We start from the raw sequence: 12,263 nt of genomic DNA, 5'->3' as shown, positions 1-12,263 counted from the left end.
CGAGACGGGATACTTCGGCTACATCGATTTGACGGAGACGACCTCTACGTATTTGTACTTCTTCCTGGCAGCCTTCACAGCCTCATGCTCAGCAAGCAGCGAGCTCAACGTGTCAGCCTCATGAATCAGCTCGTACGTTTCCCCCTCGAAAACGTTCCCGACCCGCAGCGTGACCTTGAGCCGTGGCGTGAAAGCTTTCGCCATTTTCTTCTTGGCTACGGGAGCTGCCACCGGCCTCGCGAATACGACTTCTGGCACAGGCTCTTCAACTGGAACAGCAGGCATTTGATTTTCGGGTTCAGCCGTACCAAACAATGCACGACGCATTTCTTCTTCAGTCAAATCACCAATCATAAAACATCTCAGTGGAGCAGGAATAAGCTCAATGGAATTCTAGTTGGATGGCTACGCCACGGTACCCTATGGCGCATGACCACACTCTAAATGCCTATGTCGATTTCGAGGCAGGCTCCTCTCCATGCCCGCGAAAGTAACGCCTTTGGCAGTGGCGTAATGAGCTCGTCAGCTAGGTCACTGGCGTGGCGAGCGTACAAGGTCACTGTGTCCGCAACTGGCGCTCGACCCGGTACGAAGGCCCCGACCTGTTCCTGAGCAATTTTCAGTAGGTTCAGAACATCCTGGCTGACCTGTTTGGTGGTCAGGTGCTCCACCACTGGCCTGGCCGGAGTGACATGGCTCCACATCTCTACAACCACTTGGAGCAGTTCGTCCGAGCCAAAATGTTCGAGGGCCATCTCCCACAGCAGACCTTCATGCGCCATATTTAGACGGGCCCTAGTCATTCCGGAGTTTCAACAGCATGAGGCTCTTTCTTGATTGCGAGTTTACCCAGCTCTCATCAGCAGCAAAGCTGATATCGCTGGCACTGGTTTCTGAGAACGGTCGCGAATTCTACGTTGAATTGCTCGATGGTTGGCGAGAAGACGACTGTAGTGATTTCGTGAATGAGATCGTACTGCCGCAGCTTTGGCGTGGTGAGTACGCCATGTCGATGATCGAGGCCAGGAAGGCACTCCTCCAATTCTTGGCAACCTTCGATGAAGAGCTCGAGGTGGCCACAGACGCCCCTATCTACGACTGGGAGCTGTTTTGCGAGCTCGCTTACGACAATGGACGCTGGCCCAGGAACGTCCGAAATTATCCGACCGATGCCACGACACTTTCGCCTACAAGTGACGCGGCGGCGCTGCCCCACCACGCCCTGCTAGACGCCAGGATAATTGCTGGAATGTTCAGGCCATGATGTGCCGCATAAGCAGGCCTATAACAAGAATGCATATTGCTGATCCATCAGCGTCGGCCCCCTATCTTTACTGCTGCAAGGACTGGTGCAAGCCCGGACAGAAATTGGAAGTCCGCTTCCGGTCGATTCTAGAATCTTGTTCAAACGGATACTGACGATGTAAACCGCTCTATCTCTTTCTTGTGCCGACCTTACGCTCATCAACAAGCTCCCTCAGGCGGATTTCCTCTCGTATCTGGCCAACAAGATTGGCTAGGGAACGGCTCGACGTTACCTCGACCCGAGATATCCCTGCGATTGTAAGCAGAGGCTCACTCGAACCATGATCAAAGATCTGGATGTTGATTGAGCCGTAAGGAATCAAGGTGCACACACATCTCTGCGGCAAAAATGCGGTTTCCAGTGAGTGTTTGAGTTCTAAGTCCGAGAGCACGGGCGTTCTCCCAATGTAGTCAGAGCGGTGAAATTGTAGGCCGAAGTTTTTCTGCAGTCCCACGTATCATCAAACACGAGATAGACATATCACTCGTTGGTCGGCTAGCGATATGGGTTCGATAATAGGGCCCCTCTACAGAACCATCCGCCATGATGAGGCCTTTGACAGTGAAAAGCTGACGCTCGTAACCTCAGCTCCCATCAATTCTGGAGTTGAGACAAGCTTGATGCCAGTTCGTCTTTACGGAATGGCTTGGTAAGTCGCGGAAGGCTAGGATCGAGCCCCTCTCTTTCGGCATAACCCGAAACAAGCAGGATCGGCACTCCAGGCCTAATGTCTCGAATCAAACCGGCCAAGACGGTGCCGCTGATACCGGGCATGAGGTGATCAGTTACGACCAGATCCAGTGGCTGCCCAGCTGAAACCAATTCCAATGCCTCCTCGCCTGACGCGGCCTCAACTACGCGATAGCCAAGCTCGGCCAGCATGTACGAAGTGCTTGTACGCACCAATTCTTCATCATCCACCAATAGCGCGATACCGCGTGTCAATCGAGGCTCGAGAGATTCGATGATGCGCAGAGGTGCCGTGGGTACAGTCATGCTGCGTGGAAGCCACAACTCCACATTCGTTCCAAGGCCTGGGGAGCTGCTGATAGTCAGCGCACCGTTTAACTGTGATGCCAGTCCGTGCACCATTGAAAGCCCCAGGCCAGTCCCTTTGCCAACGCCTTTGGTTGAAAAGAATGGCTCAACCGCCCGGGCAAGTGTTGCTGCATCCATGCCGACGCCGTTATCCGCCACAGACAGACACAAGTACTCGCCCGTAGCCAACCTAGAACGATGCCCCGACTCTACCCATTCGGTGCTGGCAGAGATGCGCATTGTCCCTCCCTCCACCATTGCATCGCGTGCGTTGACAGAGAGATTCAGAAGCGCCATTTCTAGCTGGTTCAGATCTGCAATCGCTGCCGGAAGATTATCCGGTGAATCCACGACCACCTTGATTTGTGGGCCAGTGGTGCTGGCCACAAGATCGCCCATATCGCGAACTAATTGTGCCACGTCGACCGGTACCGGTTGCAATGGTTGGCGACGGGCGAATGCAAGCAACCTTTGCACTAGCGTCTTCGCGCGCTCAGCTGACTGCATTGCACCGACGATGAGCCGTTTCTCACGGTCTCCCCCGACTCCTCGTCGTTGGAGCAAGTCGAGCGTCCCGACAATAGGAGTAAGCAAGTTGTTGAAGTCATGGGCGACACCGCCAGTAAGCTGACCCATTGCCTCCATCTTCTGACTCTGCCGCAGCGCTCTTTGGACTTCTTCACGCTCGGCGATGGCTTGAGAGACCCGCCCTTCAAGGGTGGCATTGAGCTCGCGCAGTTCTTCCTCGGCAGCCTTGCGGTCGCTGATCTCGATAGCAGTGCCAGTCACCCGTAGACAGCGACCGGCAGCATCGAACACACCCCGACCTTTTGCCGCTACCCAGCGAACAATGCCGTCTTCCCGACCAATCGTACGGTAGTCAACTTCGTAAAGCGCTCGACGCTCAGGATCGACAGCTGCGGTAAAGGCCTCAATCGTCGCTTCACGATCCTCGGGGTGCAAGCCATCATAGAAGTCCTGAAGCGTGACGGGGACGTCAGCCGATATGCCGAACATCGCTTTGGTCTGCGAAGGCCAGACCAGTGTGTCCTGCACGAAATCCACGTCCCAGAACCCCACGTCGGCGTGGTCAACCGCGAGTCGCAGCCTAGCCTCACTGCGGCGAATCTCGGCATCCGTACGAGCACGATGCACGAGGAGCGCCACTGTCTGTGTGACGAAGTCGATGATTTCAGTGTCGCCAGGCGTTGGCTCACGCAGATCAGGGTGGTGCATGACGAAAGCACCGAGTAGTGCGCCCTGCGCAGAGCGAATCGGGATTGACCAGCAGACTTGCAGACCTTGTTCCATGGCCAATGCGCGGAGCTTGACCCAGAGCGGCCCACTCGACATCTCGGGAAGATTAGTGCGTGGGTCAAACAGCGCGTCAGCGGCGCAGGAGTTCGAACCTGCTTTGAGGGCAATATCTTTGACACTTTCGTTATAAGCGCCAGGAAGGCTAGGCCCTAACCAGTGTTCCAAATGCTGGCCGGCTTCATCCAGCAGCATGATGCTTCCCAAGAAGCGGGCTGAGGAAATCGCATCCATCTCTCGAACAATGGCATCAAGCGTGATGCTGAGGGCAGTTTCTTCGACAGCCAGTTCCAGAATGCGAGTTTGCGCAGCCCCGATGGCCATCGCGCGATTACGCGCCTGGGTAAGCCGTGCATTCTCGATGGCAATCGTTGCAAGGCGCGCCAGACTCTCCAGTCGCATGATGGTGTCGCCACCATGATCGCCAACCTCTGACCAGTATGCTCCGAGCGCCGCGACTGGAACAGGCTTGCCTATGGGCACCATGACTAAGCTTCGGACGAACGTTGGCGCATAAGCATCTTGCGGGATGCGAGAATCAACCCGGACGTCACGAATCGCAACAGTCTCACGATGATGCATGACCCAACCCGAAATACAGTGGTCAGCCTGGAAGGTCTGACCTTGCCAAAGCGGGGAATCAGCATCTTCCGCAATGTAGGAACAACGTCCCTCGTCTTCAATAGCAACCGCGATGCCATCTGCACCAACTGCTGCACGCGCAGTGTCACGCAGCACGGCTACGACTTCGTCTACTGATCGTGCCGTGCTCAGCCGCTCAGTTGCGTTGAGCAAGTGTGAGAGGCGGCCCTCATTGTTTTGATCCACTGGAACGGTCGACAAGCAGATCTCCCAACGTATGCCACAGACGCATTTCTGTGGGCGAATTCAAGATGCAGTTGATGTAAGAGGTGCTGCAGAGCGAACCATATTTTGAGGCGCGTTCACCGGGAGTGTCTCAGAAATGCGACGGCTTGCCATGACTGTCTATCGGAACATCTCCACCAACCCATTGCCGGGTGCCTGTCCGTACAACTCCAAGAACACTTACCGCTCCCGGTTGTATGCTGCGGGTAGGCTTAGCTCCATACCTTTGCGTACAGGATACCCACTCAGTGAAGGAGAAAACGGTTTGATAAATGGTACGACTACGGATCCGCCAATACAGGGATGTTGTCATGGGCAAGCGGAGCGCGCAGGTGGGAGGATGGAAGCCCGTTAGGGCCGAGACGAAGCGGTAACGCGTTGGCTCAGTTCACGATAGTCGTCCGCAAATGGGGCCACCAAACGGTAGCCAACATCGAAAGATTGATGCCTCCTCTCTAATTCGCATACCGGTGAGCAGACAAGCATGTTGGCTCCGTGATCATCACGGCAGCAAGTGACGAAGACATGGTCGATATCCATGACCGTAAGCCGATGGTGCTTGCACCTGAGAACGCGAGGAAATGGATAGACTCTGAGACGTCCTCGGAGCGTGCGGCTGAGATCGCGGTTGAGCACTGCCGACCCACTGAAGAATTTCATTGGTACAAAGTCGGCAAGGATGTGGGCAACGTGCGAAATCAAGGGCCTCATCTGATTGAACCCCTGTCTGTACCTTCGGATCTCGACGATCAAGGCACTTGAGTTCAGCGTTATCCTAACGCTCAGACCATGAATCTAACGACCCTTGATTGACGGTATTTTGTTGTCAGAGGACGGCTGTGGCGTTATTCGAATCCGGCGCTTGATGAAGACAAACGTCAAAGGTTGGTGAATGAGCTGATGGAGCCGGGCGAGATAAAGACTGCCCGCGCGGCTGTACAGGCAGCCAACGAGGCGTTACGAGAACGAGAGCCGGTTTGGTGGGATTACGGAGCGCCGGATCTGAATAGGGATATGGTTGATAACACGCCTTATGCGGGTTGGTATCAACGCCTACAGAATACGGCCAAGTGATGACAGCTATCGGCCAAAAGCAGCCGATCATGGCATTACTCCTTGTTTTTGCGTCGTCGCGCATACCACGCGTCAATTGCTCGACCAGCGTAGGCGCCTCAGTCACAGCTTCCCGCTTGATCACCAATCGCTGCCCGGACTTATACCGAGTGTCACTGGTTTTCCTGATGTAATCGTCATCCACGACGCCCTGCGTGTGCGCTAGCAGATGACGCTGCTGAAAGACTGTCGTTAGTTGGGCCATCTCACCAGCGGTGAGGTGATTATCGTAATCGTGCCCTATTGCAGCAGCCCAAAGAGCTGAACCCTCGACGGGGTTCTGAAATGCGTTGCGCCGAATCTTGGTTGCCGGCGCAGTACGTCAGTGAAGAGCCTCTGCGATCCGTTGAATGCAGTCACGGCGTTTTGCATAGCGCTCTCGACGATAAGACGGCACGTGTATGAGCCTCGCCCTCGCCTACCCATGATCTCGCTCGGGGCTCCCGAAGTTCAGCGGGGAATGAACCCCGCTTGGCATTGCCCATGAGATCCTGTGCTTCTTGAATCATTCTTGCCCAAAGGCGCGGCCCCTTGGATGTAACCAAGACAGACCTTAATGCTGTGAGGTCTATCAGATCCTAAAGGATGTCGCTCGTGGGTAGCGGACGATGAATCAAGCGAGTGAAAAGCCTCGCAATGGCCTCAGTCCACGCGTGGAACACGTTGATCGGATGTGAGTGCCCGGGATTTTCGTGATCACGGTGAGCTAACGCTCCCTGACCTGGCGGCTCATTTAGAAGCGAGCAATTCAGCTTGCACCAACCCCCCTTAAATTTTTTATAGCCGTTAATGCTGGTTTTGATTCAGTCGCAGCCAGTTCCTTCCACTCCCGGAATCGGGCTGGTCGCGTCATGTCAGCGTCATACCATCCAGTGGATTGGCCCAAAGCCCATGGACCGAGAGCTGCGCGTTAAAATAGTTCGCGCTACTCATCCGAGTTCCCCATGGAACGAATCGTGAGGTCTAAAGGATTTTTGCCCGTACGCTTACTGTTATTCTTCTTGAATCTCGCACCCGAAATAAGGATGAGAGAAGAACGCATCATTTCACCTGCTCACTCTTACGTGTATACATGATTTATTAGTGAAGGACGTCTTCATCCTGGGCTGCGGGCAACACTTAGCAGCACACTCTAATGATTTTTCAGCCAAGCTGAGGTATGTGCAATGGACTTACGGTGGATACGGTCGTTTGTGACACTGTCCGAAATCTTGCATTTTGGCCGCGCGGCGGAAAAGCTTCGCATCGCGCAGCCTGCTCTGACGCAGCATATCCAACGTCTGGAAAGGGAGCTAGGAGTCCAACTTTTTGACCGGGGACCTCGAAACGTCAGCCTCACGCCGGTTGGGAAAGAATTTCTAACTGAGGCCCGCCGTGTCCTCGCTCAGGTCGAGCGGGCAGTGCTCGTGGCCGTTCGCGCGCAGCGCGGAGAAGTCGGTCGGCTCGAAATCAGCTATATGGGATCAATGGCGTACTCAGGTATTTTGCCAGAACTGCTGGCAGCTTACGAAGACATAGCTCCCAATGTGTCCGTGGGCTTACTTGAGGCGGACCAAGAGTTTCAAATCAGTTACTTGGAAGAAGGCCGCACCGACATTGCACTAGTTCGGCTTCCACTAGGAAAGCTACCTGAAGGCATCAGCACAATCGTAGTGAAAAAAGAGCGGGTAGTGGCCTGTCTTAGAAAAGGGCATAGGCTTTCAGGTAAGAGCATAAATTTGCCTGAGCTGAAAGACGAACCGTTCCTTACTACCCATCTTAAGGAAGGCCAGGGATTTTACGATACCGCTCTGCATATTTGCCGAACTGCGGGTTTCGAGCCCCAGGTTGCTAGCCGTTCCCACCAGTTCGCGACAATTGTCGGTCTGGTGGGAGCTGGACGCGGTATTGCGCTTGTACCTGAGTCGGTAATAAAACTGGCAGTGCCCGGTGTTGTATATGAGGAGTTGGTAGGGGAACTGCCAACATCCGACGTCGCCATCGCGTTTCGAAGCGAAGGCAACTCCCCTGCGACCAATCGATTTATTGAGCTATGTTTCAAACTTTATCACCAGGCGGCTAGCCACTGGTAGAAGCGCTGAGAGAATAACTTGAAATGCCCAAATGTTCCCGGGCAGTCTTCAGCATATAGTTATCATTCCAGATAACAGACGCCTGCGACGTAAGCCTTTCTCCAACGCGTCACAGAGACGCGTTCAAACAGCCCCGCTTTGTAAAACGGATCTTCCTCAATCAGTTTTTGCGCCTCCGCTTCGTTCTCAGTGTCTATGATATACAGGCCGCCACCGAGGTCTGAGGCATCATGATTAAGCTTCGCGCCGCAGGCGAGCAGCACCTTGGCATTCTTAGCAAGGTATTGCAGATGATCTGGCCGATTTAGCATTCTCAATGATAAGGAATTAGGTTTGTCCCACGTCTCGATGATATACGGCATACATCTCTCCAGATTAGTTATTGGGCTTAAAACTACCGCTGTCACGGCGGTAGAACGCTAGCTTGTCTTCATCAATGGTCATTCCAAACCCTGGCCCATGCGGGACTTGGAGCTGGAAGTCGGCGTATTGCAATTTCTCGATGGTAATCGAGTCTGCGAACAGAAGCGGACCAAATAGCTGGCAACCCCAATCGAGCTTGCGCACAGTTGAAAATAACTGTGCATACGCTGCTGTACCTATGCCCCCTTCCAGCATCGTCCCTCCAAAAAGTGAAACACCAGCTGCTTCTGCAATGGACGCAACTTTGCGAGCGGGAAGCATGCCGCCGTGCTTCGTGATCTTGATCGAGAAGGCGTCTGCTGCGCTGTAGCGGGCGTAGTTGAACGCGCTCTCAACGCTGTCGATTGCCTCATCCGCCATGATCGGGACCGTGAAGCGCTCCGTCAAACGCTGCATGCCTTCGACATTAGAACGTGGCAGCGGCTGTTCTACGACTGCAATTCCGGCAGCTTCAAGTCGCTCAATCGCCCAAGTGGCGGCCGCTTCGTCCCAACTCTGGTTGGCATCGACGTGAACTCGTGCTCGGTTACCCAATGTTTGCTTGATTGCGATCGCTCGCTCAACATCATCCTTCAACGCCCCTTTTCCTAACTTGACCAAAAATAGGTCATGTAAGCGCTGTTCAAGCTTCTCTTCAGCAAGTGCTATATCGCGCGCAGCTTCGCCATAACCGAGCACAAGCAGCACCCGCAGCGAGTCCCTAACAGCGCCTCCGAACAATGCGTACGACGGAACTCCTAAACGTCGAGCCGCCAAGTCCACACACGCCATCTCTATGGCGGCTTTAGCGTAGAAGTTGTCCTTTAGAGACTCATTCATCTTCTGATGTATGAGTTCGAGATTAGTTGGATTGACGCCAATCACTGCTTTCGCCAGATAGCCGTCTATCACAATTTTAATGGCTTCGACCGTTTCTGAACCGTAGTGAGGGATTACAGAGGCTTCGCCTAACCCAACATTACCGTCAGCATCATACACACGTACAATGACGAGACCTTGACTATTGATAGTTGCCATCGACAACTTATGTGGCCGGACTGTTGGCAAATCGACAATGATAGATTCAACGGAAACGATATGCATAAAATACACCGTTTAAAGGCACTGAAAAATTTAGACTATTGCTTATTTCACTGCTCGTCTGTTCAGGCAGATGACCAAGGCGAACGCGGACAGCCCCAGCATCGCGCCGATTACCGCGAATCCTGCGAATAACGTCCCGGTGACAGCAGTGGACCATCCAACGATATTGGGACTCATGAATCCGCCAATCGCACCCGCGCTGCTGATGAACCCGATCCCCGCAGCTTTCGTATTGGTAGACAAAAATGCCGAAGGGATAGTCCAAAACACTGAAAGGGCCGACCATGCACCGCTGGCGACGATAGTCATGAGGACGACAGTCCCCGCGACAGACATCGGACCCAGGCCTAGAGCACCAAGGCTTGCCCCTGCTATAAGCAATGGCAACGCGAAATGCCATTTACGCTCCTGCCGGCGATCAGAGCTTCTTCCCACAAAGAAAATAGAAATTATGGCCGCGGCGGGCGGAATGGCTGCGAGCAAACCGATCGTTGTGATGCCGATACCGAGTTGTTTGAGCAGGGTTGGCGTCCAAAGCGACACCGCCTGGGTTCCCGCGAGAATGGACAAGTAGGCTAGAGCAAGCAGATAAACGGTTGGCTCTTTGAAAGCGCTACGTATTGATTTATGAGCCGCTAGATTGCTTGGTGCTTCAGCCGCCAGCCGCTCTTGGAGTAGTTCCCGCTCTAATTTCGTCAGCCACTTTGCATCACTAGGTTTATCATCGACGTAGAAATAGCAAAATATTCCCAGCAAAATTGCAGGAATACCTTCATAAATAAACAGAAGCTGCCAGCCACGCAGGCCGTGCACACCGTCGAGTGACATCAACCAACCGGACAGGGGGCCGCCGACTATTCCTGCAATGGATGCGCCCATTGCAAAGAACGCGATGGCTCTGCCTCGAATATCATTAGGCAGCCAATAGCTAAAATAGAGAATAATTCCTGGGAAAAACCCTGCTTCCGCGGCTCCCAGCAAAAATCTCATGACATAGAACTGCGTAGGGTTGGTGACAAACGCCATACCAACGGACAAGGCTCCCCACAAAATCATGATACGTGTAAACGTCAACCGGGCGCCGATGCGAGAGAGCAAAATGTTGCTGGGCACTTCACAAAGGAAGTAGCCGGCAAAAAACAGCCCAGCCCCCATTCCATATATAGCGTCGTTAAATGACAGGTCATCCAGAAACTGGAGTTTTGCGAAGGCCACATTGGTTCGATCGATTTGCGCGATGATGTAACCAATCACAGCGAGCGGCACTACTCGCCAGGCGATCTTGCGGTTTAACGCTCGCGACGAGTTTACCAATTCACTCTGTGAGCGAGTTTTAGCGGCATTCTCGTTCAGCCGCATTGTGCGATCGTGGACTGTGAGGGCGTCTTTTTTATTATGCATCGCCGGTTCCTCTTGTTGTAGTGACTCAAATATCCGCCATTCCAACGATTGCGTCTAATAATTAATTCGCCGGGTTACGATAAGGATTTCTGATCGCACAGAAAGGCAGGATTGTGTGTATTCAGGCCGGTAATGTGAGTCTGATGGCCTTGATCCCCGATCGAAAAGCGGGATGCAACTCGCCTCAAGCGTCCTATGAAATCTATATGGCGGACATCTCCTGTGCTGCGACCAACATATGAGGACTTGCCGATAAGGCAAGATGAAAAGGTCAGCGGGTGGCGCCGACAATGTAAACCCAAATCTCATTTAGACTGACGGCCGTAAAAGAGGGTACCAACCCGGCATGGGCGCCCTTGACACTGAGCCAGATGGCGAAATCAGCAACTTGGTAGGACACCTAATGCGAAAGGACGAGCCGGTGGACCGACCATTAGCCATGCTTATTAACGTGGCGAGGCTGCTGAACAACTGCCCCCGAAGCCTCTAAGCCCTCAAAACGCCCGAGTAGCAACGGCCTACTCCCGTCGTCAGAAGGGTAGATTCAAATTTTAAGCCGCTCCCTGTGATGGATATTTGGCGCAGGCTGCCTGTGCTCATAAATTGCTTACGGATGAGTAAGCATTCGAAAACATTAGGACGTTAGACGTTCACCAATCTCCGTAGATAGATTTCATGTGAAGAAAGCATCCCTGATTGACTCGCCCAACACTTCGGCCAGCAGGTAATGATATACGCAAAGGCCCGGCTTTTTTATGATCCTTGGATAAGTCTTCGGATTCGATCAGCTTCTGATGTCGTTAAAGGGCTATAAACGATCATACCCAAATCCTGGCGGCCATCTACGGCAAATCCGGAGTATTCCAATTCGATCAAACCAAGTGTTTCGTGTCGTAGGCGTTTAACTCCGTCGCCACGAGCACGCACATCGTTGTCTCGCCACATTGAGGCAAATTCGGTGCTTTTTGAGCAAAGCTCTTCGGCTAGCTTGGCGACCTCAGATTGTGCACCTGCACGGATGGCATCTGCCCTGAAAGCGCCGACCACGAACTGGGCCGTTGCCTCCCAGTCAACTTGTCCCGCTCGGATCTTGGGATTACAAAAAATCAGACGCAGGATATTTCGCTGATCAATCGGTAAAGTCGCATAGTCGGTAAGCACCACCGCTGCGGCTCGATTCCATGCGAGCACATCCCAAGTTGCTGTCCTGATGATCGCAGGGTTCGTTTCAAAAGAGTCTATTAGACGTTGCAACTTGGGCGTCACACCTTCAGGCGGCTTGTAAACCGCCTCTGGCGGATGACCGAAAGCGAGCATAAAAAGGTGCTCACGCTCAGAATCAGTTAGTAACAGACCTTCCGCAATTCTGGTCAGCACCTCCGCTGAAGGGCTACCGCCACGCCCTTGTTCCAACCATGTGTACCAAGTGGGGCTGATGTTCGCCCGCGCAGCTACCTCTTCCCGGCGTAGCCCCGGAGTGCGGCGACGACCCGCCGGAAATCCGAACACTGACGGGTCGAGTCGTGCCCTGCAATCTTTCAAGTAGCGTCCAAGCGTGTCGGTTGGCTGCCCAGTCATGCTCATCCTGTTAGAACCTATACCCTGATAATGTACCGTCTTTTACAGGATGTAGCATAAGCGCACGC

Annotated in this window: 10 protein-coding genes; 3 read left to right on the top strand and 7 right to left on the bottom strand. The window is 53.5% G+C overall.

The genetic code is table 11. From position 1 onward, the window contains the following. Nucleotides 1-18: 18 nt before the first annotated feature. Nucleotides 19-354, bottom strand: a complete 336-nt coding sequence (locus ABDX87_RS28245; RefSeq protein WP_346830862.1) for a hypothetical protein — start codon at nucleotides 352-354, stop codon at nucleotides 19-21. Nucleotides 355-820: 466 nt separating this feature from the next. On the opposite strand from ABDX87_RS28245, the gene ABDX87_RS28240 reads away from it, so the two are divergent. Further along, entirely contained in the window at nucleotides 821-1,264 is a 444-nt protein-coding gene (locus tag ABDX87_RS28240) for a hypothetical protein (protein WP_346830861.1), read from the top strand. A gap of 169 nt (nucleotides 1,265-1,433) precedes the next feature. Here ABDX87_RS28240 and ABDX87_RS28235 read toward each other — a convergent pair whose 3' ends face one another. Then, the gene (locus ABDX87_RS28235) at nucleotides 1,434-1,697 is read right to left on the bottom strand and encodes a DUF1652 domain-containing protein (RefSeq protein ID WP_346830860.1); all 264 of its coding nucleotides are present in this window, start codon (nucleotides 1,695-1,697) and stop codon (nucleotides 1,434-1,436) included. Between the two features lie 203 nt (nucleotides 1,698-1,900). Continuing rightward, a complete protein-coding gene (locus tag ABDX87_RS28230; protein WP_431061292.1) occupies nucleotides 1,901-4,396 on the bottom strand; it encodes an ATP-binding protein in 2,496 nt (831 codons plus the stop codon). 624 nt (nucleotides 4,397-5,020) lie between these two features. Here ABDX87_RS28230 and ABDX87_RS28225 point away from each other — a divergent pair. Beyond that, nucleotides 5,021-5,287, top strand: coding sequence for an SOS response-associated peptidase family protein (locus ABDX87_RS28225; protein ID WP_346830858.1), 267 nt, complete (start codon nucleotides 5,021-5,023; stop codon nucleotides 5,285-5,287). Nucleotides 5,288-6,831: 1,544 nt separating this feature from the next. Then, on the top strand, nucleotides 6,832-7,710 hold the full coding sequence (locus tag ABDX87_RS28215; RefSeq protein ID WP_431061191.1) for a LysR family transcriptional regulator: 879 nt from the start codon (nucleotides 6,832-6,834) through the stop codon (nucleotides 7,708-7,710). Between the two features lie 62 nt (nucleotides 7,711-7,772). Here ABDX87_RS28215 and ABDX87_RS28210 read toward each other — a convergent pair whose 3' ends face one another. From ABDX87_RS28210 to ABDX87_RS28195, 4 genes are all read right to left on the bottom strand, one after another. Next, complete coding sequence (locus tag ABDX87_RS28210; protein WP_346830856.1) at nucleotides 7,773-8,072, bottom strand: YciI family protein; 300 nt, start codon at nucleotides 8,070-8,072, stop codon at nucleotides 7,773-7,775. Nucleotides 8,073-8,085: 13 nt separating this feature from the next. Continuing rightward, nucleotides 8,086-9,216 carry a muconate cycloisomerase family protein gene (locus tag ABDX87_RS28205; RefSeq protein WP_346830855.1) on the bottom strand — a complete coding sequence of 377 codons (1,131 nt, stop codon included), beginning with the start codon at nucleotides 9,214-9,216 and terminating at the stop codon, nucleotides 8,086-8,088. A gap of 42 nt (nucleotides 9,217-9,258) precedes the next feature. Next, entirely contained in the window at nucleotides 9,259-10,617 is a 1,359-nt protein-coding gene (locus ABDX87_RS28200; protein ID WP_346830854.1) for an MFS transporter, read from the bottom strand. A 753-nt stretch (nucleotides 10,618-11,370) separates the two neighbouring features. Beyond that, nucleotides 11,371-12,195 carry a helix-turn-helix transcriptional regulator gene (locus ABDX87_RS28195; RefSeq protein WP_346830853.1) on the bottom strand — a complete coding sequence of 275 codons (825 nt, stop codon included), beginning with the start codon at nucleotides 12,193-12,195 and terminating at the stop codon, nucleotides 11,371-11,373. Nucleotides 12,196-12,263 lie beyond the last annotated feature (68 nt).

The organism is Pseudomonas abietaniphila (genome assembly GCF_039697315.1).
GTDB lineage: Bacteria > Pseudomonadota > Gammaproteobacteria > Pseudomonadales > Pseudomonadaceae > Aquipseudomonas > Aquipseudomonas abietaniphila_B.
Note: the sequence above shows the minus strand (reverse complement) of the source record. Positions and strands in the feature narration are given on the sequence as shown.